Annotated in this window: 22 protein-coding genes; 12 read left to right on the top strand and 10 right to left on the bottom strand. The window is 67.4% G+C overall.

What is annotated here, in order from left to right:
• Positions 1-133 precede the first annotated feature (133 nt).
• The 6 genes from AB4120_RS03495 (at position 134) to AB4120_RS03470 (ending at position 6,712) form a co-directional block, all read left to right on the top strand.
• Complete coding sequence (locus AB4120_RS03495) at positions 134-1,135, top strand: LysR family transcriptional regulator (RefSeq protein ID WP_244844520.1); 1,002 nt, start codon at positions 134-136, stop codon at positions 1,133-1,135.
• A 200-nt stretch (positions 1,136-1,335) separates the two neighbouring features.
• A complete protein-coding gene (locus tag AB4120_RS03490; RefSeq protein ID WP_149139134.1) occupies positions 1,336-2,598 on the top strand; it encodes an alkyl sulfatase dimerization domain-containing protein in 1,263 nt (420 codons plus the stop codon).
• A 9-nt stretch (positions 2,599-2,607) separates the two neighbouring features.
• On the top strand, positions 2,608-3,633 hold the full coding sequence (locus AB4120_RS03485; protein WP_441641848.1) for a Bug family tripartite tricarboxylate transporter substrate binding protein: 1,026 nt from the start codon (positions 2,608-2,610) through the stop codon (positions 3,631-3,633).
• 175 nt (positions 3,634-3,808) lie between these two features.
• Positions 3,809-4,900: a catalase family peroxidase gene (locus AB4120_RS03480; RefSeq protein ID WP_441641847.1), complete on the top strand. Its 1,092-nt coding sequence runs from the start codon at positions 3,809-3,811 to the stop codon at positions 4,898-4,900.
• Positions 4,897-5,424, top strand: coding sequence for a cytochrome b (locus AB4120_RS03475; protein ID WP_441641846.1), 528 nt, complete (start codon positions 4,897-4,899; stop codon positions 5,422-5,424). Before AB4120_RS03480 ends, AB4120_RS03475 begins: the two co-directional genes overlap by 4 nt.
• 7 nt (positions 5,425-5,431) lie before the next feature.
• The gene (locus tag AB4120_RS03470) at positions 5,432-6,712 is read left to right on the top strand and encodes a chloride channel protein (protein WP_149139138.1); all 1,281 of its coding nucleotides are present in this window, start codon (positions 5,432-5,434) and stop codon (positions 6,710-6,712) included.
• Here the strand turns inward: AB4120_RS03470 and AB4120_RS03465 are convergent.
• From AB4120_RS03465 to AB4120_RS03455, 3 genes are read right to left on the bottom strand one after another with little or no spacing between them, the layout of a single operon-like run.
• Positions 6,696-7,874, bottom strand: a complete 1,179-nt coding sequence (locus tag AB4120_RS03465) for a thiolase family protein (protein WP_149139139.1) — start codon at positions 7,872-7,874, stop codon at positions 6,696-6,698. The genes AB4120_RS03470 and AB4120_RS03465 overlap by 17 nt on opposite strands.
• 39 nt (positions 7,875-7,913) lie before the next feature.
• The gene (locus AB4120_RS03460; protein ID WP_149139140.1) at positions 7,914-9,482 is read right to left on the bottom strand and encodes an AMP-binding protein; all 1,569 of its coding nucleotides are present in this window, start codon (positions 9,480-9,482) and stop codon (positions 7,914-7,916) included.
• A gap of 11 nt (positions 9,483-9,493) precedes the next feature.
• On the bottom strand, positions 9,494-10,504 hold the full coding sequence (locus tag AB4120_RS03455; RefSeq protein ID WP_187645239.1) for a Bug family tripartite tricarboxylate transporter substrate binding protein: 1,011 nt from the start codon (positions 10,502-10,504) through the stop codon (positions 9,494-9,496).
• A 71-nt stretch (positions 10,505-10,575) separates the two neighbouring features.
• On the opposite strand from AB4120_RS03455, the gene AB4120_RS03450 reads away from it, so the two are divergent.
• Positions 10,576-11,322 carry a FadR/GntR family transcriptional regulator gene (locus AB4120_RS03450; RefSeq protein WP_186296805.1) on the top strand — a complete coding sequence of 249 codons (747 nt, stop codon included), beginning with the start codon at positions 10,576-10,578 and terminating at the stop codon, positions 11,320-11,322.
• Here AB4120_RS03450 and AB4120_RS03445 read toward each other — a convergent pair.
• Complete coding sequence (locus AB4120_RS03445; protein WP_149139143.1) at positions 11,319-11,783, bottom strand: winged helix-turn-helix transcriptional regulator; 465 nt, start codon at positions 11,781-11,783, stop codon at positions 11,319-11,321. The genes AB4120_RS03450 and AB4120_RS03445 overlap by 4 nt on opposite strands.
• A gap of 101 nt (positions 11,784-11,884) precedes the next feature.
• Here AB4120_RS03445 and AB4120_RS03440 point away from each other — a divergent pair, with 101 nt between their 5' ends.
• Together AB4120_RS03440 and AB4120_RS03435 are read left to right on the top strand one after the other, a co-directional pair.
• Complete coding sequence (locus tag AB4120_RS03440; protein ID WP_149139144.1) at positions 11,885-13,033, top strand: MFS transporter; 1,149 nt, start codon at positions 11,885-11,887, stop codon at positions 13,031-13,033.
• 125 nt (positions 13,034-13,158) lie between these two features.
• Positions 13,159-14,451 carry a phospholipase D-like domain-containing protein gene (locus tag AB4120_RS03435; RefSeq protein ID WP_441641845.1) on the top strand — a complete coding sequence of 431 codons (1,293 nt, stop codon included), beginning with the start codon at positions 13,159-13,161 and terminating at the stop codon, positions 14,449-14,451.
• Positions 14,452-14,455: 4 nt separating this feature from the next.
• On the opposite strand, the gene AB4120_RS03430 is transcribed toward AB4120_RS03435, so the two are convergent.
• The 6 genes from AB4120_RS03430 to AB4120_RS03405 all read right to left on the bottom strand — a co-directional run bounded on the left by AB4120_RS03430 (position 14,456) and on the right by AB4120_RS03405 (position 22,250).
• Entirely contained in the window at positions 14,456-15,040 is a 585-nt protein-coding gene (locus AB4120_RS03430; protein ID WP_144197038.1) for a glycerol-3-phosphate responsive antiterminator, read from the bottom strand.
• A gap of 4 nt (positions 15,041-15,044) precedes the next feature.
• Complete coding sequence (locus AB4120_RS03425; RefSeq protein ID WP_149139145.1) at positions 15,045-16,595, bottom strand: FAD-binding oxidoreductase; 1,551 nt, start codon at positions 16,593-16,595, stop codon at positions 15,045-15,047.
• Positions 16,592-18,271, bottom strand: coding sequence for a glycerol-3-phosphate dehydrogenase/oxidase (locus AB4120_RS03420; protein ID WP_144197040.1), 1,680 nt, complete (start codon positions 18,269-18,271; stop codon positions 16,592-16,594). The genes AB4120_RS03425 and AB4120_RS03420 overlap by 4 nt, the downstream gene beginning before the upstream one ends.
• 18 nt (positions 18,272-18,289) lie before the next feature.
• Entirely contained in the window at positions 18,290-19,813 is a 1,524-nt protein-coding gene (locus AB4120_RS03415) for an FGGY family carbohydrate kinase (protein WP_149139146.1), read from the bottom strand.
• On the bottom strand, positions 19,810-21,273 hold the full coding sequence (locus tag AB4120_RS03410; RefSeq protein WP_149139147.1) for an MFS transporter: 1,464 nt from the start codon (positions 21,271-21,273) through the stop codon (positions 19,810-19,812). Before AB4120_RS03410 ends, AB4120_RS03415 begins: the two co-directional genes overlap by 4 nt.
• 164 nt (positions 21,274-21,437) lie before the next feature.
• Positions 21,438-22,250, bottom strand: coding sequence for a thioesterase family protein (locus tag AB4120_RS03405; RefSeq protein WP_441641844.1), 813 nt, complete (start codon positions 22,248-22,250; stop codon positions 21,438-21,440).
• 376 nt (positions 22,251-22,626) lie between these two features.
• Between AB4120_RS03405 and AB4120_RS03400 the strand changes: the two genes are divergently transcribed.
• The 3 genes from AB4120_RS03400 to AB4120_RS03390 are packed head-to-tail and all read left to right on the top strand — an operon-like array spanning position 22,627 to position 25,382.
• Positions 22,627-23,967: a short-chain fatty acid transporter gene (locus AB4120_RS03400; RefSeq protein WP_144197044.1), complete on the top strand. Its 1,341-nt coding sequence runs from the start codon at positions 22,627-22,629 to the stop codon at positions 23,965-23,967.
• Positions 23,968-24,012: 45 nt separating this feature from the next.
• The gene (locus AB4120_RS03395) at positions 24,013-24,309 is read left to right on the top strand and encodes a YciI family protein (protein ID WP_149139149.1); all 297 of its coding nucleotides are present in this window, start codon (positions 24,013-24,015) and stop codon (positions 24,307-24,309) included.
• A 14-nt stretch (positions 24,310-24,323) separates the two neighbouring features.
• Positions 24,324-25,382 (top strand): cyclase family protein, encoded by a 1,059-nt coding sequence (locus AB4120_RS03390; protein WP_149139150.1) that lies wholly within the window; start codon positions 24,324-24,326, stop codon positions 25,380-25,382.
• Positions 25,383-25,396: the final 14 nt, after the last annotated feature.

The following is a 25,396-nucleotide window of genomic DNA, read 5'->3' as shown; positions in this document are numbered from 1 at the left end:
GCACAGCCGGCAGCCTCCGCAAAAAGGGGTGCGATAACCCACGGTTAGCACCCCGGGTTATCACTGATGCCGGCAAATCCCGCTATGCTCGCAGGCAGGGCGTTACCACGCGGTCTTTGGGGGGAGGCGAGTCATGCGTCTGAGCCAGTTGCAGGATTTCATTGCCGTGGCGGAAAGCGGCAGCATTCGCGCCGGGGCCAAGGCGCGCGATGTATCGGCGCCGGCCATCACCAAGAGCATCCGCCAGCTCGAGGAAGAGCTGCACGTACCACTTCTGACCCGCACCACGCGCGGCGTGGTGCTGTCGCGCTTCGGCGAGGCGTTCCTGCGCCGGGCGCGCCTGATCGCCACCGAGGCGCGCAAGGCCACGGAAGAGATGACCCAGATGCTGGGCACGCGCAACGGCGTGGTGCGCATCGGCGCCACGGGTGGGCCGGCTAACCTGCTGCTGCCGGCGGTGCTGAAGCGCTTCCGCACCCAGCATCCGGACGTGCAGGTCTGTATCGACAGCGGCGTCTATCCCGAACATCTGGCCGACCTGCGCGCGGGCGTGATGGACATGGCGGTGAGCCCGATTCCCGATGAGGGCATCGAACGCGAGTTTGTCTGCGAGCCGCTGTACAACAACGACTCGGTGGTGGTGGCGCATCAGGAGCATCCGCTGCGCCATGCGCGTACGCTGCGTGAACTGGTCGGCTCCGACTGGGTGCTGACCGGCCGGCGCATGCAGGGCCCGGGCGCGGCGATCCTCGACGCCTTCCGCGCGCAGGACCTGCCGCTGCCCCGCGTGGCGGTGCGCTGCGACACCATCGGCATGATCCAGACGCTGTTGCAGGACCGTTCGCTGCTGTGCCTGCTGCCGCGCCAGCTGGTGCCGGGGCGCCTGGCCACGGCCGGTCTGGTGGCGCTGCCGATCGAAGACCCGCTGCCGAGCCACGCGGTGAGCCTGATCTACCGTGCCGATTCGCCGATGACGCCGGTGGCGGAGCAGTTCGCCACGCTGCTGCGCCGTGAGGTGCATTACCTCAGCAAGATGCCGGACAGCCCGCTGCGGCGCCAGGTGCCGAACCCGGCACCTGCGGCCCGCGCAACCCCGATCCCGATCGCCCCGATCGCCCCGATGGTGGCTGGCTAGCGCAGCAGGCGCGCGCCGGGAATTCCCTGCGCCGCGCAGGTGATAACCGGCGGTTCACAGCGAAAATTTCGTACCCCCCGCCAGGGCGCGCCGGTGCTGGCGCCGCAGGCCGCGCGCCGTGCCGCCCGGGGACTTTCCCCACTGACGATAGTGCGCGGTCTGCGCGTGAAATGTCCCTTCGCCAAACTGGAAGGGATGCCATGAACGAGATCGAGGATCGTCCGGCCGCACTGATCACCGGCAAGGGGATCGACCGCATTGCCGAGGGTGTCTGGCTGCTGCACGGACAGGGCCAGACCTTCGTCGCCGACGTCGGCAACGGCCTGCTGGTGGTGGACAGCGGCCCCGGCGGGTCCGTAACGGCCGGCATGATCGAGGTGCTGCGCACGCAGACCCCGCTGCCGGTGATCGCACTCTGCTACAGCCACGGCCATCTCGGCTACAACGCGGGCGTGCAGCAGTGGATCGACCACGCCACGCAGCGCGGCGAGCCGGCGCCGCGTGTGCTGGCCCATGTGAACGTGCTGGCGCGCCAGAGCCGCTACCGCGAAACGCAGCGCCTGCAGGAGCGCATGGCCGAGATCCAGTTCCGGCATCGCGCCGGGGCGCTGGCCGGCAAGCTGCGGCAGACCACGCCGACCGAGACCTTCCGCGACGGCATGACCGTGGGGCACGGCGAGCGGCGCGCGGAAATTCTCTGGGCGCCCTCGGAGACCGACGATGCCGTGGCGGTCTGGCTGCCCGGCCGGCGGCTGCTCTATGGCGGCCCGGCCATCATCGATTCCATTCCCAATATCGGCACCCCGTTCCGCACCCTGCGCGACACCGTGCGCTGGGCCGAGACGCTGGAGCGGCTGGCCGGCCTGCGCCCGCAGACCGTGGTGCGCGAGTTCGGTGCCACGCTGGAAGGGGAGGACACCTGCCAGCACGTGCTGCTGCACACCGCGCGGGCCCTGCGCTGGATGCGCGAGGAGGTGGTCCGCCTGATGAATGCCGGCTGCAACGAGCGCGAGATGCTGGCGGCGCTGCGGCCGCCGCCGGACCTGTTCGAGCAGCCATGGATGCGGCCGACCTACGGCGACCCAAGCTACATCGCCCGTGACATCTACCGCTCCGAAAACGGCTGGTGGGACCGCAACGCCACCACGCTGCATCCGGCGGCGCCGCAGCAGGTGGCCAGCGAGATGGCGGCGGCCATCGACAACCACGGCGCGGTAGTGCGGCACGCCCAGGCCCTGGCCGCACGGGGCGAGCTTCAGATGGCGCTGCATGTGATCGACCTGCTGGCCCTGGTGCCCGGCGATGCACCACACGTGACCGAGGCGCGCCAGCTCAAGGCCGAATGGCTGCGCGCACGGGCCAAACAGGTACAGAGCTATGTGTCGCGCAGCCTGTACGTGGCGGCCGCCATGGTGCTGGAGGCGGGTTCGGCGGGTGTGGAAGACAAATTCGGCATTCACTGAGGCATGGCGATGACACGACGCTTCCCCCTTCCCGATGAAGACGAGACCGACGCCGGACGCCGCACGCTGCTGAAGTCGATGGCGATGGCGATGCTAGGGCTGGCTGCTGCCGTAAAGCCGGCCGGCGCCGCCAGCCCATGGCCGTCCCGCCCGGTGCGGCTTGTGGTGCCGGGGTCCGCCGGCAGCGGCCCCGACCTGTTCGCCCGGCCCATCGCGGACCAGCTGGGCAAGGTCTTCGGGCAGTCCTTTGTGATCGACAACAAGCCCGGCGCCACCGGCATCATCGGCAATGACATCGTGGCCAAGGCCGCGCCGGACGGCCACACGCTGCTGTTCACCTACGCCGCCACGGTGGTCATCAACCAGACCCTCCAGCCGAAGATGCCGTACGACGGGCTGCGCGACCTGATTCCCGTGGTGCAGGTGGGGGCGGGCGGCAACTTCCTGGCGGTGGTGCCGGACTTTCCGGCGCGCGACCTGAAGTCCTTTGTGGAGCATGTACGCACGCGGCCGGACGCCTATGACTATGCGTCGTGGGGCATCGGGTCTGGCGGCCACCTGACCATGGAGGCCCTGAAGATGCAGACAGGCATCCGCATCCGGCACGTGCCGTACAAGACGGTGCCGCAGATCCTGAACGACATGCAGGGTGGCATCGTACGGGTGGCTTTTGTCGATACCTCCTCGTCGGTGCCGCTGATCCGCGCCGGCAAGCTGCGCGCGCTGGCCATCAGCGGCACCCGGCGCGCGCCGGCCACGCCCGAGGTGCTGACCATGACCGAACAGGGCTATCCGTTCGAGACCAACAGCTGGTACGGCATGTTCGCGCCGGCGGGCACCAGCGCCACCATCGTGCAGCGGCTAAACGCCGAGGTGAACCGGATACTGACCAGCGCGGCTATGCGCGAGCGGTTCCTGCTGCTGAACATGGCAATGCCGCAGGTCAAGACCCCCGAGCAGTTCGCGCAGACTGTGCGCGACGACGTCTCGGCCTGGGGCAACGTCATCCGTACCAATCACATTACCGTGGACTGAATAGGGGGGGCGGGGCGCGGCGGCGGGGTTATCGGGCAGGTCGGGCAGGTCGCGCAGGTCGTGCATGGCGGTGTGCGAATCGGACAAAGCGTTGCCTGTTCCAAACGCGCGCGCCGTGGAAATCGACAAGTATTGGTCTTCGGTACCCAAGGATCCTGTTCAACAAGGAGCGAACATGGACGAAGACCCCCGCAAACTCAGCCGCAATGCCGTTGCGATCCGGCTGGGCGCCATTGGCGCCGCCGTCGTCTGCATGGCGTGTGGCTTCGCCTATGTTGGCGGCTGGTTCACGCCTGGGCGGCTGACCCAGGGCAAGGTGATCGACGGCTTCGAGGCCGTCAACGGCAAGCACGTGGGCTTTCGGCGCAACCACGCCAAGGGACTGTGCGCGACCGGGTGGTTCGACAGCAACGGCGCGGGCGTGCCGTTCAGCAAGGCCGATGTGCTGGCGCCCGGGCGTGTGCCTGTCACTGCACGTTTTGCCTTCGCAGGCGGCATGCCGTTCATCCCGGACGCCCCGAATCTGGTGCGCAGCCTGGCGATGCAGTTGAAGCCGCCCGGCGGAGAAGAATGGCGGACCGCGATGATCGACATTCCGGTGTTTCCGTTCGACAACGTGCAGGCCTTCTACGCGCAGATGATTGCGTCGGTACCCGATCAGAAGACGGGCAAGCCCGACCCCGAGAAGATGAAGGCGTTTGCCGCCGCGCATCCGGCGTTCGTGTCGGCCGTCGGCATCGTGGGCAAGCGGGCGGTGTCTTCGGGTTTCGCAAACAGCACCTACAACGGGCTCGACACGTTCGTCTTTGCCAACCAGGCGGGCGCCTCCGTGCCGGTGCGCTGGTCCGCCGTGCCGGTTCAGGCGTTCGCGCCGGTGGGCCCGCAGGCGGCTGGCGATCCAAACTACCTGTTCAATGCCCTGATCGCCGAGGCCGCACGTCAGCCATTGCAGTGGAAGATGGTGGTGACCATTGGCCACGCCGGCGACCCGGTCAGCCCTAACCTTCCCTGGCCTGACGACCGCACACACGTGGAGGTGGGTACCGTGACGCTCGACAAGCTGACGGCGGAAGACGCCGGAACCTGTACCGACATCAATTTCGATCCCACGGTGCTGCCGGCCGGCATGACGACGTCCGCGGATGGCATCCCGAGCGCCCGGTCCGCTGCCTATGCGCGGTCTTTCACCCTGCGGGAGCGAGAGCGCGCGGCCAAGCCACCGGGGGCCATCACCGAAGCCGAAGTGCAGGCAGGAGGCCGATCATGAGAACGACTGCCCGAGGCTTCTCGCTGCCTTCCCGACTGCTTCACTGGACGATGGCCGTCCTCATCCTGACCATGCTGTTTATCGGTGTCGGCATGGTGGCGACGGTCTCTCCGCGATATCTCGCGCTGCTGTCGCTGCACAAGACGATTGGTGTCGCCATCCTGTTGCTGGTGCTGGTCCGGATCGTCAATCGCTTCATCCACCGTCCGCCGCCGTTGCCGCGGTCGATGCCTCGCGCACAACACCTTGCGGCGATTGCGTCGCACGTGCTGCTGTACGGCTTGATGCTGGCCATGCCGCTGATCGGTTGGGGGATGCTCTCGGCAGGGGGATGTCCGGTGGTGCTGGCCGGTGCGGTGCAGCTCCCGGCCATCTTGCCGCATCACGCCCAACTCTATGCCTTGTTGCGGCAGGCCCATGCGGTTGGGGCGTACCTGCTGCTGCACATCGCGGCTGCGCTGTACCACGGCATGATCCGGCGCGATGGCGTGCTGGAATCGATGACGGCAGGTACCCAACGCTAAGGGCAGGATGCGATCCGCGCACGGCGCCCAGGCCGCCGCGACGGGGCGCCTGCTCCTCGCCGCCACGCTGACGGCAGTGGGCGCCGGCCTGGGCGGCATGGCCCTGGCACTGCTGCTCCATGCCATCCAGCACCTGGCCTATCACTACAGCCTCTCTCACGTGGTGAGCCATCAGAGCTTCCTGTCGGGCGTGGAGGGCGCTACGCCGCTACGACGGCTGATGGTGGCGCTCTGCGCCGGCGTGGTGGCGGGGGTTGGATGGTTCGCCGTCTATCGCTTCGGGCGGCCGCTCGTCAGCATCAAGCGGGCTGTGGAGGAAGGCGCGCCGATGCCACCCGGGGCGACCCTCGCCCACGCGCTCCTGCAGATAGTCACCGTGGCACTGGGGTCTCCGCTGGGCCGTGAAGTGGCGCCACGCGAGATTGGCGCGCTGGTCGGCGGACGCTTGGCTTTGCTATTCGCGCTACCTGTGGCGCAACGGAGATGGATTGTGGCGGCCGGTGCGGGCGCGGGGCTTGCCGCGGTCTACGGCGTACCGCTGGCCGGCGCTGTCTTTACGCTCGAAGTCCTGCTCGGCACGTTTCACCCGGCTGCTGCGGCTCTGGCGTTGTTCATGTCGACGCTGGCCGCGCAAACGGCGTCGCTTGGACTCGGCACGAACGTGCAGTATGCCGTGCCAACGCTGGCGCCCGGCCACTGGCTCAGCGTGTGGGCCGTGTTGTTCGGCCCGATCTTCGGCATGGCCGGCGCTGCATTCAGCCGGGCGACTGCCGCTGCCCGCTCCCGCGCGCCGCGTGGCGCGTGGCTCCTGTGGCTTTGCCTGCTGAACTTTGCCGTGCTCGGCCTGCTGAGCATCCGCTTTCCCGAACTGCTTGGCAACGGCAAGGGCCCTGTCCAGCTCGGGTTCGAGGGTGAGCTGACGCCCGCTCTGGCATGCGCGTTGCTGGCGCTCAAAATGGGCGTCATCTGCGCATCGCTGCGCGCCGGTGCGGCGGGTGGCTTGCTGACCCCCGGACTGGCCTGCGGGGCCTTGCTGGCCGTCGCCGGCGGCGCCCTTTGGAACATCGCCTTGCCCGGCATCTCGCCGGGCGCCTGCGCCATCGTGGGCGGGGCGGCCTTCCTCGCCGCATCGATGCGCATGCCCCTGACCGCCATCGTCCTGGTTGCCGAATTCACGCATCTGCCCTATGCACTGGTGCCGCCGCTCTTGCTTGCGGTGGCGGGGGCGGTGTGGGCGCAAAAGCTTTGCGCCGACCACGCCCGCGCACCGCTCAGAGCCGCTCGATGATCGTCGCGTTGGCCATGCCGCCGGCTTCGCAGATCGCCTGGAGGCCGTAGCGGCCCTTGTTGTCTTCCAGCGCGTGCAGCAGGGTGGTCATGATGCGCGCCCCGGAGGCGCCCAGCGGGTGGCCCAGGGAGATCGCGCCCCCGCGCGGGTTGAGCCGTGCGGGATCGGCGCCGAGTTCGCGCTGCCAGATCATCGGCACGGGCGCGAACGCCTCATTGACTTCGCAATGCGACATGTCTGCCATCGTCAGGCCGCTCTTCCTGAGGACGCGCTGGCTGGCGGGGATGGGTGCGGTCAGCATCAGCATCGGGCTATCGCCGCAGACGTCGAAGCCGGCGAAGCGGGCGCGTGCGTTGCATCCAAGCCGGGATGCCATGCGCTCGCTCATCAGCAGCAGCGCCGAGGCGCCGTCCGTCATCTGGGAGGAATTCCCGGCCGTGATGTGCCAGCCGACTTCGGGGAAGCGCGCGGCGAGTTCATCGGTGCGGAAGGCCGGCTTCAAGGTGGCGAGACTGGCGGGCGAGGTGTCCGGCCGGATGGTTTCATCGACTTCCACCACGCCACGCGCGGTGACGATCGGCAGGATCTCGCGCCGGAACGCGCCCTGTTCCCGGGCCAGCTGGGCGCGGCGGTGGGACTCCGCCGAATAGGCATCGAGTGCCTCCCGCGAGAGCGCGCCGCGGCTGGCCATCAGTTCCGCCGCCACGCCTTGCGACACCAGACCGGGCGCGTAGCGCTTGGCAAACGAGGGGCCGTAGGGGTCTTGCCCCATGCGTGCCGTGCCCATCGGCACGCGGCTCATCGACTCCACGCCGCAGGCGATCACGATGTCGTAGACCCCCGCCATGATCCCCTGCGCGGCGAAATGGATGGCCTGCTGGCTGGAGCCGCACTTGCGGTCGATGGTGGTCGAGGGCACGTGCTCCGGGAAGCCGGCGGCCAGCCAGGCCACGCGGCCGGGCGTGGCGGACTGCTCGCCCACCTGGCTGACGCAGCCGGTGATGACGTCGTCGACCATGCCCGGGTCCAGCCGGTTACGCTCGACCAGCCCTTTCAGGAGCTGCGCCAGCAGTTCGGCGGGGTGGACATCGGCAAAGGCGGCGCCGGGCTTGGCGCGCCCCATGGGCGTGCGGATGGCGTCGATGATGAAAGCTTGCTGCATGCGGGTCTCCAGAGCTCTGCGGTCTTCTGTTTTCTGCGATTAACTGACCTGACGGTCCTGCGCGCCCCAGTAACGGGCCCGCAGGGATTTCTTGTCGAGTTTGCCGAGCGAGGTGAGCGGCAGCGCCGTCTCGAACGAGACGGATTTTGGCGCGCACACCACGCCTTTGTGCTCGGTAACGAAGTCGATCAGGGCCTGCTCGGTGACCGACGCATCCGGCTTGAGCACGACCAGCGCGGTCACGGCTTCGCCCCACTTGGCGTGCGGCACGCCGATCACCGCCGACATGGCGACGGCAGGGTGCGCGGCCAGGCAGTTCTCCACCTCGCTCGAGTAGACGTTGAAGCCGCCGGAGATGATCATGTCCTTGGCCCGGTCGACCAGATACAGGTAGCCGGCGGCGTCGCGGCACGCCATGTCGCCCGTATGGAGCCAGTCTCCGGCCAGTGTCTTGGCGGTTTCCTCCGGCCGGTTCAGGTAGCCCGACATCACCAGCGGCCCGCGCACGCACAGTTCGCCGATCTCGCCCGGTGGCACTTCCCGCAGCTGCGTGTCCAGCAGGCGCACGTCGTTGCCCGGAATCGGGCGTCCGCAGGAGCCCAACAGATGGGGGCGGGCGGGGTCGTGCTCGTCCGCGCGCAGGTAGGTCACCGTCATCGGCGCCTCGGCCTGGCCGTAGATCTGACCGAAAATCCGGCCGATCCGCCCGATCGCCTCGGCCAGCCGGGCCGGCGCGATGGGCGCGGCGCCGTACCAGATGCGGTGCAGGCTGGACAGGTCATGGCCCGCCAGCCCCGGAAAGTCGAGCAGCCCGTAGATCTGGCTCGGCACCAGGAAGGTACAGGTGATGCGGTGGCGCGCGACGGCTTCGAGGAAGGCCAGCGGATCGTACTTGTCCATGAATACCACCGTGCCGCCCCGCAGGAAGGTGGGCAGGATGGCGGCGCCCGCCGCGTGGGAGATCGGCGTCGTGGCCAGGAATCGCGCCTCGTCGGGCCACTCCCAGCAGGCCAGCTGCTGCAGCGTCATCGTCACGGCGGTCCGGTGAGACTGGACCACACCTTTGGACTTGCCCGTGGTGCCACCGGTGTAGCCGATCTTGAAGACATCGTTGGCTTGCACGTCGAGCGGGAAGTCGCCGGCGTCCATGGTCGCGGCGGCGGCCACCAGGTCGGTGCCGAACGGCGCCGGGCCCAGCGTCAGCACATGCCTGACGATGCCGAGCCCGGCCAGCGCCGCGCCGCGCTCGCCGTGCCGGGGCGTGTCGATCACCAGCGCCTGGATGCCGGCATCGCGCAGCACGAAGGCCTGATCCTCGGCGGAGCCGAGCGGGTGCAGCGCCGTGTAGCGCAAGCCAAGGAGCTGGGCGGCGATGATCGCGGCCATGGCATCGACACGATTGCCGGCCAGCATGGCGATGCCATCCTGGCGGCGCAGGCCGATCGACAGGAAGACCCGCGCCATCTGGTGGCAGCGGGACTCGAGTTCGCCGTAGGTCAGGCGAATGTCCTGCCCGACCAGCGCCTCGCGGTCGGCAAACGTCTTGAATGCCGAACGGTACAGCGCGGCGACGGTGGTGCAGCCGTAGAGTTGTCCTGTGTCCCCCATCTCACATCTCCTTACTGCTTTTCAATATGGGTGGCGTCGGCAAGTTCGGCGAAGCGGTCGGAATCCGACTTCATCTCCTTGAAGAAGGCTTCCGGGGTGCTGCCTTCCACGCCGAAGTCCAGCTTCTCCAGGCGCGACTTGACCTCGGGGTCGGCCAGCGCGGTGTTCAGGGCGCCGTTGAGCTTGCGCACCACGCCGTCGGGCGTGCCCTTCGGCACCAGCATGCCGACGTAGGACTGGTCATCGAAGCCCTTCAGGCCGAGTTCCGCCAGCGTGGGCACATCGGGAAGGGAGGGCAGCCGCCTGGGGCCGAACACCGCGAGCGGCTTGGTGGCGCCGCTGGCGATAAAGGGCTTCTGCGCGGCCACGGTGTCGATCAGCATGTCCACGCGGTCGCCCTGGATGTCGTTCATCGCGGCGGGCACGCCGTTGTAGGGCACCTTGACGATGCGGGTGTTGGCGAGCCGGTTGAGGCGCGCGTAGTAGAGCTCGAATACGCCGGCAGTGACCGCCATGGTGGAGCTTCCCGGCTGCTTCTTCTCCAGGTCCATGGCCTGCTTGAAGGTGTCGGCCGGATAGGACTTGCGGGCAACCAGCACCAGATTGAGGTTGACCGCCTTGCCGACGGGCGAAAAACTCTTCTCGAAGTCCACCGGAGGGTTCTTATATAGCGCGCGGGCGACCACGAGTGGCGCACCGCCCATCAGCACCGTGTAGCCGTCTGCCTGGCTGCCGGCCACGAACTGCGCGCCGATCGCCCCGGAGGCCCCCGGCTTGTTGACCACCATGACCGACTGGCCGAGCACGCGCGTCATGCGGTCGGCCAGGACGCGGGCCACGATGTCGTTTGCACCGCCCGCCTGATAGACCACCACCAGCTTGACCGGCTGCGTCGGATACGCGGCGTCCCGCTGGGCGTGAGCGGTGCCGCCGATCAGTGTCGATGCCAGCAAGGTGGCTGTTGCCGCCAGCCACGCACGGCGCGGGGAGGGGGTTCTCGTGGGCAGGTGCATTGTCGTCATCGTCGTCTCCTTTGGCCTTATCATTGGCGTGCCATAATGGCTTAATGGTTGAACCATTCTATCGGCAAACGATGACTACAAAACTAGACCCTCGGGTAAATCCTGACGATGTGGCGCAGACGCCATTTCGGCCGATTGCGGTCCGGCGTGCGGCGGACGAGATCGCGAACCAGATCCGCAAGGAGATCGCCGGGGGACGCCTGAAGCCGGGCACGCGCCTGCCGGCGGAGCGGCAACTGGCCGCGGAGCTCGGGGTGTCGCGCAATACCCTTCGCGAGGCGGTGCGCTCGCTTGAGCAGTCCGGGCTGGTGGAGACCAAGAAAGGCGCGCATGGCGGGATCTTCATCACCCGCGCCGATGGCTCAGTGGTGATCGAGGGGCTGATGGATCTCTACCGGCTCGGCGGCATTACGCCGCGCCAGCTCATCCAGGCCCATATCTCGATCGAGCCCGCCATCGTGCGCGAGGCCTGCCGGCTGGCGACTGAAGACGACGTGGCCCGGCTCTATCGCAATATCGATGCCGCCGAGGCCGCCACGGCGGCTGGCGAATTCGAGAAGCGGTTCACCTTGAACCATGAGTTCCACAAGATGCTGGCGCGCATCGCCGGCAACCCGATCCTGGTTGTCTTCATGGACGGGCTGATTTCGCTACTGGTGGAGTTCATCCTGCGGATCGGCACCTACGAGAACGAGGAAATTTTCGCTTCGCGGCGCCGATTCATGGCGCATTTCGCGCGTGGCGACGCCGAGGCTGCCGAGCAGGAGATGCTGCGATCGCTGGAGCGGTTCCTGGAGGGGTATTTCCCCCACGACTAGCGGCCGGGCAGCTTCCGCACTTCGGCATCGTGGGGCATCAGCGTGCTGCCATCGTGCGCGCGCGGCACCATGCGCGGAATCGGCTTGCCCGAGGTCCGCTCCACCAGATCCGAGTGCGGCTCTCCCTGTGTGAACAGATGACTCTCGGCCCATTGCCGCAGCGCCACCACCACGGGGAAGAGTTCCTCGCCCCGGGGCGTGAGCACGTATTCCTGATAGGCGCTGCCGTCTGAGGCGGGTTGCAGGTCGAGGATGCCGGCTTCCACCAGCCGGCGCAGCCGGTCTGCCAGCACGTTGCGCGCCATGCCCAGATTGCGCTGAAAATCGCCGAAGCGGCGCATGCCGTCGAAGGCATCGCGCACGATCAGCAGTGACCAGCGGTCGCCAATCACATTGACGCTTCTCGCCACCGGACAGGCTTCGGCTTCGGCGTGGGCTTCAGCCGCTTTGTCATTACGCATCTCATTGTCCCTCGATCGCCGCAAGTGGTTGCATTTTAAAACTACCTCCGTTAGCCTTCAACTAGTTTTAATTTGCAACTAGTTATGGGGGTAGATTGCGTATGCGTCGGAGCCTGATGCTGCTGTTTGCCTGCGCCAGTGGCCTGAGCGTGGCCAATGTCTACTATGCGCAGCCGCTGCTGGATGCCCTGGCGCGCGACTTCGCCATTCCGGCCTTCGCCATTGGCGGCGTGGTCACCGCCACGCAAGTTGGCTGCGCGCTGGCCCTGGTGCTGCTGGTGCCATTGGGCGATGTTTTCGCGCGGCGGCACCTGATGTTGGCGCAGGCGCTGGGACTGGTGATTGCGCTGGTGGCGGTGGGTTTGTCGTCCTCCGCGGTTGGCCTGTTCGGCGCGATGTGCCTCACCGGCATGCTCGGTACGGCCATGACGCAGGGGCTGATTGCCTACGCCGCAGCCGCCGCGCCGGCGCAGGAACGTGGCCGCGTGGTCGGCGCGGCCCAGAGTGGCGTCTTCCTCGGCTTGCTGCTCGCCCGCGTGGTGGCGGGCGTGGTCAGCGACCTGGCCGGATGGCGCGCGGTGTACTTCGGCTCGGCCAGCGCCATGCTGTTGCTGGCGGCGGGGCTCTGGGCGCGACTGCCCAGCTTGCCGGCCGCCGCCCAGCGCATCGGCTACCCGGCGCTGCTCGTGTCGATGTTCGGGCTGCTGTGCCATAACCGGGTCTTGCAGGTACGCGGCATGCTCGCGCTGCTGATGTTCGCGGCGTTCAACATCTTCTGGAGCGCGCTGGTGCTGCCGCTGAGCGCGCCGCCCTATGCGTTCTCGCACACGGCCATCGGCGCGTTCGGGCTGGTGGGGGCGCTCGGCGCGCTGGCCGGCGCCGGCGCGGGGCGGCAGGTGGATCGGGGGTTTGGCGAGCGCACCACGCTGCTGGCGCTGCTGTGCCTGATCGCGGCATGGCTGCCACTGGCCGGCATGACGGTATCGCTGTGGGCGCTCGTGCCGGGAATCCTGCTGCTCGACCTCGGCGGCCAGGCGCTGCACGTGACCAATCAGAGCCTGATCCTCAATACCCAGCCGGACGCCCAGGGCCGGCTCGTGGGCGTCTACATGCTGTTCTACGCCGTGGGCAGCGCGCTGGGCGCTTTCGGTACCTCGGCGGCCTACGCGGTGGCGGGGTGGGGCGGGGTTTGCACGCTCGGCGCGCTGGTCAGCCTGGTGGCGCTGGTGTTCTGGGCGAGGGCGCGATAGTGATTCGCATTTGCAAGTGACGAACGTTGGGTCGGTCCCACACCCCCGGAGGCTGCAATCCGCCAAAATTCGTCCACACTGCATGTTCGAGGAGCGCTGTCTCCCCTATAAAAGGAAGCCTGCCGATGCGCCACGCTCATGGAAGAGCACGGACCACGTGGTATGTGCTGCTTGCCGTCATCCTCACGGCGGTCTTTGGCCTGCTGGCCTATAACCTGTTCGGCGGGGAGAAGCGCATCGAGCACCGGCTGGAGCGGCTCTACGCGACCGAAGACCCGCAGTTTTCCCGGGAACTGGGCGTCCTGCTGGGGCCGCCAGTGGTTGGCGGCAACGCCTATCGCGTGCTGAAGAATGGCGACGAGATCTTCCCCGCGATGCTCGGCGCCATTCGCGCTGCGCAGCAGACCATTACCTTCGAGTCATACATCTACTGGTCTGGCGAGATTGGCCGGGAGTTTGCGCAGGCGCTGGCCGAACGCGCGAAGGCCGGGGTGAAGGTGCATGTCCTGCTGGACTGGGTGGGAAGCCAGAAGGTGGACGAGGCCGTGCTGCGCATCATGTCAGACGCCGGCGTCGCCTTGCAGCGCTATCACCCGGTGCACTGGTACACGCTTGGCAAGCTCAACAACCGTACCCACCGGAAGCTCCTGATCATCGACGGCCGGATTGGCTTCACCGGCGGCGTGGGCATTGCGCCGGAATGGACCGGCCACGCGCAGGACCCCCAGCATTGGCGCGACACGCATTTCCAGGTCGAAGGCCCCGTGGTGGCCCAGATGCAGTCGGTCTTCCTCGACAACTGGATCAAGGTGAGCGGCGAAGTCCCCCACGGCCCGGGGTATTTCCCGGCACTGCCGGAGGTGGGCAAGGGGATGGCGCAGATGTTCAGCAGTTCCCCCACCGGCGGCAGCGAGAACATGGCGCTGATGTACCTGCTCGCCATCACCGCCGCGACGCGCACCATTGACTTGTCGGCGGCGTACTTCGTGCCGGACGACCTGACGAGGAAGGCGCTGGTCGCCGCGCTCAAGCGCGGCGTCAGGGTCCGGATCATCGTGCCGGGCGAGCATATCGACTCGGAAACCTCCCGTTCGGCGTCGCGGGCCCAATGGGGCGAGCCGCTGGCGGCCGGCGCGCTGATCGCCGAGTACGCGCCCACGATGTACCACTGCAAGGTGATGATCGTGGACGGGTTCCTGGTGTCGGTCGGCTCGACCAACTTCGACAATCGCTCCTTCCGCCTGAACGACGAGGCCACGCTTAATATTCTCGATCGGGACTTCGCGGCCGAACAGACGCGGATATTCGAGGACGACCTGGCCTTGTCCCGGCCGATCTCGCTGGCAGCATGGTCCAACCGGCCGTGGCGCGAAAAGCTTGCCGATCGGCTGAGTTCGCTGCTGGCCTCGCAGCTATAGGGCTTCAGGACTTCAGCGTCTTGCCTTCGAGGTTCCAGAGCTTGCGGTCGCTGGTCGAGACCGCCACCGCGCCATGTGCGAGCGCGCTGCGGATGTCGGTCTCGTTGCAGACAAAGCCGGACGTGACGATGGGCGGCAGCGCCTTGCGGTCCGCCTCGGGCAGGTGAGACAGCATCGGCGCCGGCATCAACTGCACCAGGTTGGGGTCGCTCTGCTCCAGCGCTTTCACGCTGCGTGGCCATGTCGAGCGGTCGGTCACGAAGACCTTCTGCATCGTCACCATGCCGGCGCGGTTGGCGCGCTGAATGGTGGCCACGCGCGTGGACACCAGACTGGTCACCCCGATGTCCGCCAGGTAATCCACGCCACCCTTGTCTTGCGACAGCCCTTCGCAGCTGTCGATGTTGACGATGACATACTTGCCGGCGCGGGTCAGCGTGGCAATCACGGGCTGCAGCTTGCGCAGCTCCACGTTCGCCACGATCGAGACTTCGGCCTCGCTGTCGACAAACGCATCGACCTGCTCCGCGCCGTAGAGCGTGGCGATGACCGGGTGGCGCGTCAGGCGGGCGCCGAGGGACCTGTCCATGGTGTTACTTCGCTTCGTGGGAAAGCACGTCGCTCAGGCCGAGCTTCCCGGGGTTGAGGATGTTCTGCGGATCGAGGGCCTGCTTGACCGCCACCAGCACCGGGAACGCAGTGTCCAGCGACGGTGCCATGTACGGCGCGCGCAGCAGCCCGATGCCATGATGGTGGCTCAGGGCCGCATTGTATTGGATCAGCACGGCGTTGGCGGCGTCCCAGGCGGCGCGATACCACCTCTGGCGGTCTTCCACCGCGACCTCACCCCGCAGCGAGAAGTACAGGCAGGCGCCGTCCACGTAGGCGTGCGACTGGTGCGCGGAGCCGGCCAGCGTGCCGGGCACCGCGTTGATGGCGGCCACCACGTCGTCGTAGATCGCGGGCAGGTCCGCCCACGGCCCGGACATCTCCAGCGTATCGGCGACGAAGCCGGGGCTGCGCTTGAAGCCTTCGGCGCTCTTGCCGGTCAGGTAGCGCGTGTCGAGCCAGCGTTCGAAGATGGCCTTGTCGTCGAGCTTGTCGCCCAGTTCCGCGCAGACCCGCTCGCTGATCGCCATCACCGCATCGACCATATCCCGGGCGCCTTCGTCAGCCACCAGCAGCACGTTGGTGTCCGGCAGGCCGAACTGCACGCCGCTCTCCAGGGCGTCATAGAGCCGCAGGGCCGCCGGGTTTGCGCCGCGCTGCATGATTTCCCGGCACGCCTCCAGGCCGATGGCGAAGGTCTTGAAGCCATAGGCGATGGCGCGGCCGTAGTCGGGCAGGCGGTGCAGCTTCAGCCGCACGCGCACGATCACCCCCAGCGTGCCTTCCGAGCCGATGAACAGCTGCTGCAGGTCCGGGCCCAGTGCCGCGCGCGAATAGCCGCCCACGGTGATGAGGCGGCCGTCGGCCAGCACCACGTCCATGCCGAAGACCATGTCCTCGATCTTGCCGTAGCGCGTGGAGAGCTGCCCGGCGCCCCGGCAGGCCACCCAGCCGCCCACCGTGCTGATGGCGTACGACGACGGCCAGTGGCCCATCGTCATGCCGTATTCCTGCTGGATGGTCTGCTCGAAGATGTCGCCGAACATGCCGGCCTCGACTTCCACGATCTGGCTGTCCTTGTCGAAGCCCAGCAGCTTGTTCAACTCGCAGACGTCGAGCACGATGCCGCCGCGTACCGGCAGCGCCGCGCCGGTCACGTTGCTGCGGCCGGCGGAAACCGTGACCGGCACCGCACTGGCGTGGGCGATCCGCATCACGGCCTGCACCTGGTCCACGGTGGACACGCGCACGATCACGCCGCGCGGCGTGGCCGGCTTGCCGCCGGTCTCGGTCATCATCGAGCCCGCCCACCAGTCGCGCGTCCACGTCACCACATCGCCGGTGCTGGTCAGGACCGCATCCGCCACCTGGCGCAGCGCGGCCAGCGTGGCGTCGCTGAGCGGCACGGCGTCGCGCTGCAGGCCGGGGGCGTCTGGCGTCTCGGTGATGGTGGCTGCGTAGCCAGGCGGCGTGTGCGCGCCCACGACGTAGTTGCCGCGGTTGTAACCGCGCTTGATGGCTTCCTTGCTGATCATGCTGCTTCTCCCATGAGGACGGATTTTTCGAGCGCCACGGCGGCCAGGTAGTCACTGACCTGCCGGGCGACGGCCGACTCGGACAATCCGAGTTCGGCCTGGAGGATCTGGCCCACGCGCGGTGCGGCGTGGGCGGAGGCATCGCGCGCCATCAGGCGGGCACGCATGCGGCGCGACAGCACGTCGTCCACGGTGCCGGCCAACTCGTGGCGTACCGCGTAGACGACTTCCGCTTCGGTGTGGGGCAGGCCTTCGACAATGGGGCGGCCGAGCGCGGCATCGGCCTGGAGGATGTCGCTGACAAAGCGCGCCTCCGTGCCGTAGCGTTCGCCCAGGTGCGCCGACATGCCGCCTGACGCCACGATGGCCTGCGCGTCATAGCCGGCGGCGCCGAGCAGGTAGGCGCTCTTGGTGCGGCACTTGCCGCGCTTGCCGATCACGCGCTGTGCGGCGTCGATGGTCTGCTCGGCCATATGGCGCGAGGTGGTCAGCTTGCCGCCGACGATGGTCACCAGGCCGTCATCGGCGACATGGATCTCATGGTTGCGCTTGATCTCGAGCGTCTTGCCGCCCGGCGGCGCCACCAGCGGCCGGCATCCGGCGATGCTGCCCACCACGTCCTCGGGCTGGAGGTCCGTCTTCAGCGCCGAACGCGCCCCTTCGAGCAGGAAATCGAGTTCCTGGCGGGTGCACATCACGTTGTCGAGGTCGCCTTCGTAGTCCTCGTCGGTGGTGCCGAGGTAGGACACATTGCCCCAGCGCGTGATGGTGGCGCGGCGGCTGCGGCCCGGCACGGGAATCGTCACCGTGCAGTCGTTGCGGATCTTGAGCCAGGGAATGGCCACGTGCACGCCCTTGGCGGGGCGGATGTGCAGGGTCTTCTGCTCGCCGCGCTTGCGGCCGGTCCAGTCGCGCAGCCACACGCCGGTGGCCATGATGACCACGCCCGCACGCACGCGGATCTCTTGCTCGCCGGCGTGGACGATGGCGCCGTCGACCTTGCCGTGGCCGTCGCGCGTGATCTCCATGACCTGCGCATGGTTGGCCACGGCCGCGCCATGGAAGGCGGCGGTGCGCGCGATGTTCAGCGTCAGCCGCGCGTCATCGACCCGCGCATCGAAATACAGGAAGCCCCCGGTCAGGTGCTCCGGATTGAAGGTGGGGCAGTGCGAGAGGACCTCCGCCTTGGTCAGCTTCTGGTGCAGGATGCCTTCGCGCCAGCCGCCGGCCAGGTCGTACGTCCACAGCAGGCTCTCGAATGCCTTGGCGAGCCGCTTGTCGAACACCCCGTCGCGCTCCATCACGGGAAACAGGAAGGGCAGGCGTTGCACCAGATGGCGCGCGTTGCGGCGCAGGCGCTGGCGCTCGAGCAGGGAATGGCGCACCAGGCTCAGGTTGCCCTGCTCGATGTAGCGCAGGCCGCCGTGCACCATCTTTGACGACTTGGACGAGGTGCCCGAGGCAAAGTCGTTCTTCTCGACCAGCGCCACACGGTAGCCGCGCAGGCTGGCGTCCAGCGCGGCATAGGCGCCGGTGACCCCGCCGCCGACGATGAGAATGTCGAAGGCCTCGCTGCCCAGGCGGTCCAGTTGCGACCGGCGGTCGAGCCGCAGCGGCTCGGTGCTGGTCATGGCGGCGCGTTCGCGGCTCGCGCTTCGGGATGGCAGACCCATCATGTTGATCGCTTCTCCTGATTAGTGCGACGCAAAAGCGTCCACGTGATTGAGTTCCGACGCCACGCGGGCGTGCCAGAGCGTGCGCCGCGCGGCGCGCTCGTCCTCGCCGATGGCCGGGGTAAACACGGCGTCCGGCGCAGTGGTGGTGCGGGCTTGCTGCAAGGAGTCCCACAGCAGGCCCGAAGCGCCGGCCAGATAGGCGATGCCGCGCAGGCTGGCGCGGTCCGTCTCCTGCATGCGATGGATCGGCAGGCCGGTGAGGTCGGCCTGCATCTGGAGTAGCGCGTCGCTGCCGGAGAGGCCGCCGCCCACTACGAGGCCGGAGACAGCCACGCCGGCGATGTCGCGGTTGGCCTCGATGCAGGACGCCACGGAATGGGCGATGCCGGCGAGGATGGCGTGGGCGATCTCGGCCTGCGTGGTGGCCATCGACACGCCGTTCAGCGCGGCGCGCGCCTCGGGCTGCATCTGCGGCACGCGCAGGCCGGTGAGCGCCGGGATGAACGTGACGCCGCCCGACGAGGGCACCGTGGCGGCCAGCGCGCTGATCTGCCGGGCGTCCTCGAACCAGTGCAGCTTGTTGCAGACCCAGTTGAGCGCGGAGCCGGTGGTGGCCACGAAGGTCTCCACCGAGTAGTGGGAGACGCCCTGATGGCGCCGCGCGGTCATCGTCAGCGTGCTGTCCGATTCGCCGCTGCGCGCGGGCAGGGCAGGGCCGACCATCAGGTCCACGAAGCTGCCGGTGCCGTGCAGGCACATCGACTGCCCGGCATCGAGACAGCCCAGTCCGATGGCGCCGGCAAGCTGGTCGCCAGCGCAGGCGAGGATGGGCACGTCGATGCCGAGCAGGTCGGTGCGCGTGCGGCCGAAGTCATCGGCGTCCTGCCGCAACTCGGGCAGCAGCTCACGCGGAAAGCCGAGTGCATCGATCCAGTCGGTGAGGTAGCGGTGCTCGCCGAGCATGTAGGCGCTGCATGACGTGGCATTCGTCGGCGTGGTCACGCAGGCGCGCTCGGTGGAGAGGTGCCAGAGCAGCCAGCTGTCCACGGTGCCAAACGCCAGGCGGCGCGCGGCCCATGCCTCGGCCACGGCGGGCGTCTCGCGCAGATGCCGCGCCGCCCACAGGTAGGGCGAACGCACGCCGGCAGGCCGGCCGACGGCGGGGCGCAGGCGCGCATCCCATGTGCCCGCCAACGCGTGCAGGTCCGGCGCGTAGCGCGTGTCCTGCCAGACCATGGCCGGCACCAGCGCGCGGCCGGTCTGCGTGTCCCACAGCACGGCCGTGGCGCGCTGCGTGGCGATGGCGAGCGCCACCACGTTGAGGTTATCGCGCGCGGCCTGCGCCAACGTGGCCCGGCACACTGCCAGCGTCTTCTCCAGCAGGACGTTGGCGTCCTGCTCGACCACGCCGGGGCGCGGTGAATCCACTTGCAGCGTGGTGTATTCCAGGCATGAGACGTGGCCATCGGCGGCCACCACGGCGGCGCGGGTGCCGGACGTGCCCTCGTCAATGGCGAGGATGACGTTCCTGTTCTGGGTCATGACTGCGATTTCTCGATCACGGGTTGGAGGAAGCCGGCCGCCTCGCGCGCATCGCGCGCGAACTGCGGGGCGTCGGCTTCGTTGTCAGGGTTGATGATGGTGCGCGTGGGGTCCCAGCGGACCGTGAAGCAGATGATGCTGGCGATGAGCGGCACCACGGAGAGGATCAGGAAGGTGGTTTCCAGCCCGTACTGCGCGCGGAACAGCGGAAACACCAGCAGGCCCAGCGCCGCGCCGATGGAGCCGAGCGCGCCGATGATGCCGTTAGCGCCCGCGCGCAGTTCGCTGCGGAACGACAGCGAGGACAGGCTCTTGCCGTTCGCGCCGGGGCCGCCCGAGTGGAACAGGATGAACAGCGACGGCACGACCACGGCGACCCACATCGGCATCTTGCCGTTGAACAGGCCGAGCACCAGCAGCATCACGAAGACGGCGGCGAAGCCGAACGCCGAGGCACGGCGCAGCCCAAGCTTGCGGCCGATCAGCGGGGACAGAAAGCCGCCGAAGATGCCGCACACATTGAACACCAGTGCGCCGATGGTGGCGTAGACAAAGTCCTTGCCGAACAGTGCGGCGCTGATCAGCGGCAGGTACCAGCCAATCGCGAAGTACTGGATCGACTGGCCGATCTGCACCGTGGAGGCGAGGATGGTGCGGGGCAGGTAGACGCCACGGAAGATCAGCAGCACGTTGGCCAGGCCGCGACGGGCCTGGTTGGTCACGGGAACGCGCTCGGACGGCGGGGCGGCCATGAAGGCGCGGCCGTAGATGCGCGTCATGGCGCGCGCGGCGGCGTCCAGCCGCTCCTTGCGGGCCAGCCAGATCGGGCTTTCGACCAGGAACAGCAGTTGCAGCACGAGGATGGCGACACCGAAGATGGCCGTGGCGGCCACCGAGTAGCGCCAGATCGTATCGCCCACATGCCACGAGTGGAACAGCAGCGCCAGCAGCAGGTTGGAACAGACTGCCGTGTACCACATGCCCTGCCAGGTATTGAGGCGGCTCTTGAGCTTGACCGGCGTGAATTCGGCCAGCACGGCCATGGCGATGGCGAAATCGATGCCGTATGCCGCGCCGACGAAAAAGCGGCCGACCAGAATCACGTCGAAGCCGGGGGCGAACACCACCAGCAGCGCGCCCACCACCGCCAGCACCTTGGCCAGGATCAGCGGGCGCACGCGGCCCCAGCGGTCGGCCATCCAGCCGCCCAGCGGGTTGAAGACGATGGCGACCCACGAGGCGAAGGAGGTCAGCAGCGCCACCTGCGCGGGGGCCAGCTGCAAATTGCGCGTCATCGGCCCAAGGCCGGCGCTCAGTGCCGAATTGGAGAATGCGTCAAGGAAGAGTCCGCCGAGGGCGAGCCACCACACCACGCCGGCGCGGCCACGTATACCAGGACAGGAATCTATGAAGGCGATGACATCGTCGATGCCACGAAGCTTGATGGCAGAGGTTTGCACTGCGGTCTCCTTTTTTTGGTTCTGTAAGAGGCCGCAGCAAACTGCACGCGCTAAGAGACCATCTTACAGATGGTCTCTTATCTAGATCTGCCCGGCCAATGTATGTCGCCGGGCAGGGCATGTCAACGGGGAAAACCCGATAGGCGGGGCGAAGCCGGGCGCGACTAGCGCGCGTCGCGCGGCTTGAAGATCAACCCTTGCTGCGCGACGCCGATGACGCCGTGCTCGTCATGCAGCGTGGTACGGGCCAGGCCGATGCCGCTTTCCTGCACCGTGGTCGTCGATTCAGCCGCGACCCATTCCCCACGTGGCAGCCGGTGCAGATACATCGTCAGGTCGGCATTCGCAAACGCGAAGCGATCCAGCGGCACGGCCCAGCTGATGCCATTGCCGAAGTCCGCTGCGGCCACTGCGCGTGCCGCCGCCGTGACCGGCCAGTCGGCCACCAGCGGCACCGCCAGGCGGAACCATACGGCGGCGGGGCCGGGCGCCGTGACCGTGCCGGTTGCCACGCGGCTCTCCATCGCGGTGTAGTGGAATGAAGTCTGCGGCTGCATGCCCGGGATAAGGATGGGCGTGTGGCACGCATCGGGCGGGGGGAGGGACGGGGACTGGGGGGAGGACTGGAGATCGAGCGCGCGCTCGCGGATATAGACCGCCGTCCCGTAGACGACTGGCACGCCTTCATGGGACAGCTCCAGGCGCACGCGCCGTACCGATCCCCCCGGCTGCGGTTCGACCACCGCGCGCAACGGTGCCACGGGCACCGGCCGGACGAATTCCAGGGTGAGGCGAACCATCGACCAACCCGGCTCATGTGCCATGGCGCGGTCCGCCATCGAGGCCAGCAAGCCGCCGGGCGCGCCGCCGTGCTGGGCGCCGGGATGCCAGGGGCCGCGTGACAGCTCGGTGGGGATGACGGCATCGCCCGAGACTTCGAAAATGCTGTGGGGAATGGGCACAGAAGCGGTAGCCAAGACGGTCTCCGTGAGGCGCGGTGCGCGCCCCGGACGCCGGGGCGCTATGGCCGCCAACGATACACCACGACATGGCTGGTTCGCTGGCCGCACCGTTCTGTGCGGATACCGGACAAGAACCTTTCAGTCGTGAAAGTCGGTTGGTGCATTGCAATATGCGAAGCGGCTTCGCGCAGGCCGCAACGGCCTGCCAATCGGCAATGCGGATCTGCTGCGTTGCAATATCGAATTGTTGCTGGATACAGCGGTAATCGACACCTTCATTGCGTTGACATTGCCGAAGGCAAGGTCTTACCCTCCGATCCACGCTAACTAGACGTTCGCATATAGAACGCAAGTTCGATATGTGGTCATTTCGGATTTCAGGAGACTTGCCTTGAACAAGGTTGCCGGGTTCTTTACGGAACTGATGCGCCGGTATTTGCCGGACCCCTTCGTGTTTGCCATTGGCCTGACGCTGCTCTCCATGGTGATGGCGATGCTGGTCGAGGGGCAGGCCGCCAACACGATCATCCTGAACTGGGGCAAGGGGTTCTGGAACCTGCTCGCGTTCACCACGCAAATGGCCGTGATCCTGGCGATGGGCTATGTGCTGGCCACCGCGCCACTGGTCGATCGCTTCCTGAACAGCATCGTCGCGCGTGTGCATTCGCCGCGCGGCGCCATCATCGTGGCGACGCTGGTCGGTGGTATCGGCAGCTATCTGAACTGGGGCTTCGGCCTCGTGATCGGTGGCATCATCGCCCGCAAGCTGGCGATGAAGGTGAAGGGCGTGCACTACCCGCTGATCATCGCGTCTGCCTATAGCGGCTTCACGATGTACGGGCTGGGCCTGTCTGCCAGCATTCCCGTGCTGATCTCCACGCCGGGCCACCCGATGGAAAAGCTCATGGGCGTGGTGGCGCTCAAGGACACGATCTTCTCCCTGCCGATGCTGCTCACCAGTCTGGCCGTGATCGTCACGCTGCCGCTGCTCAACGCCATGCTGCATCCGCGCGATGCCAAGGATGTGGTCGAGATCAAGGAAGAAGCGGAGGAGGGCCGCGCCGCCGCCGCCGGTGGGCATAGCATGGGCATCGAGAACACGCTGGCCGCGCGCATGAACAACAGCCGCCTGCTGAGCCTGCTCATCGGCCTGTGCGGCTTGGCCTACGCCGTGCTGTACTTCACGCAGGGCGGCACGCTGGATCTGAACCTGATCAACTTCCTGATCCTGTTTATCGGGGTGCTGCTCCTGGGCACGCCGGCTCAGTACGTGGCCAAGCTCAACGAGGGCATCAAGACGATTTCAGGCATCATCCTGCAATATCCGTTCTATGCCGGCATCATGGCGATCATGGCGGGCTCGGGGCTGGTGGATACCATTTCGCGCGTGTTCGTGGATATCGCCACGCCGCAGACGCTGCCGTTCTGGGGCCTGGTGAGCTCGTTCGTGATCAATTTCTTCGCGCCGTCGGGTGGTGGCCACTGGGTGATTCAGGGGCCATTCATGATCGACGCGGCGAAAGCCATCGGCAGCTCGGTGGCGCAGACCTCGATGTCGGTGATGCTTGGCAACGCTTGGAATGACCTCGTGCAGCCGTTCTGGATCCTGCCGGCGCTGGCGCTGTCGAAGCTCAAGCTCAAGGACGTGATGGGTTATACGGTGATCATGATGTTCTGGGTTGGCGCCATCTATATCGTGGCGTTGCTGGCCTGGGGCATGCTGACGCACTGATGCTGTACTGACCGATGTACTGACAACCAACGCGGAGACAATCGCATGCCGTTCCTGATCGAGACGTTCGACAAGCCGAATCACCAGCACGTGCGGCAGGCCAACCGGCCCGAGCACCTGGAGTATCTGGAAGCCAACAAGGCGCTGCTGCTGGCCTGCGGCGCCAAGCTCAACGATGACGGCAGCGATGGCGGTGGCGGCCTGTATATCGTCGACGTGGACTCGCGCGAGGCGGCGCAGGCATTTATCGAAGCCGATCCGTTCCACAAGGCGGCGCTGTTCGCCGAGGTGAAGATCGTGCGGTGGCGCAAGGCCTATCTGGACGGCGTCCGTCATATCTGAGCGAAGGCGTAGGCATGAAGCGATGGAAGCAACGGCCCGAAGGCGCCAACTGGGGCGACTTCGGTGAGGACGACCAGCTCGGCCGCCTGAACCTGATCACGCCGGCGCGCGTGCGTGCCGCCGCGCAGGAGATTCGAAGCGGCCGGACCTTCTGCCTGTCCCTGCCGCTGGACCTGCCCGGCGGGAACGTGCTGAACCCGCGCAGGCATCCGCCCGTCCTGCGTCCCACCTTCCGTGACGATGTGGCGTATGTGAACTTCCCGCTGGCCAAGGTCGATCCGCGCGCGCTGGACGTGCTCAGCGACGACCAGGTGCTGCTATCCATGCAGTACTCCACGCAGTGGGATTCACTGGCCCACGTTGGCGCGCTATTCGACGCCGATGACGACGGAGTCGCCGAACGCGTCTACTACAACGGTTTCCGACCGAATGCCGATATCGTCGGTCCGGTCGACTATGCCGAGGCCGACCACTTCGCGGCCCATTCCTGCGGGCACGACCACAGCCATGCCGACGCGCTCGGCATCGAGACCTTTGCTGCCCACGGCATTCAGGCGCGTGGCGTGCTGGTCGATCTGGCGGAGCACTATGGCCGCGAATGCCGCACGGTGGGTTACGACGACCTGATGCGCGTGGTAGACGCTGACGGCATCGAAGTTGGCAGTGGCGACATCCTCGTGCTCCGCACCGGCTTTGCCGAGATGCTGGTCGAGATGGCCGGCGAGCCCGATGCCGAACGCCTGCATCACAGCTGCTGCGCGCTGGATGGGCGCGACGACAGGCTGTTGCAGTGGATCACCGATTCCGGCATCGCCGCCATCGCCGCCGACAACTACGCCGTCGAACGTTATCCGGCCCGGCCCGTACCGGCGGAGCAGGGCCCCGTGCCGATGCTGCCGCTCCACCATCACTGCCTGTTCAAGCTCGGCTTGCCGCTCGGCGAACTCTGGTACCTGCGCGACCTGGCCGCCTGGCTGCGCGCCGAGGGCCGCCATCGGTTTTTCCTGTCGGCGCCGCCGTTGCGGCTGCCCGGCGCCATGGGGTCGCCCGTGACGCCCGTTGCCACGACCTGATTCCTCTCTCTTCA

Source organism: Cupriavidus sp. 2KB_3 (genome assembly GCF_052115685.1).
GTDB classification, from domain to species: Bacteria; Pseudomonadota; Gammaproteobacteria; order Burkholderiales; family Burkholderiaceae; genus Cupriavidus; species Cupriavidus campinensis.
The sequence above is the reverse complement of the archived record's forward strand: the minus strand, read 5'-3'. Positions and strand labels throughout refer to the sequence as shown.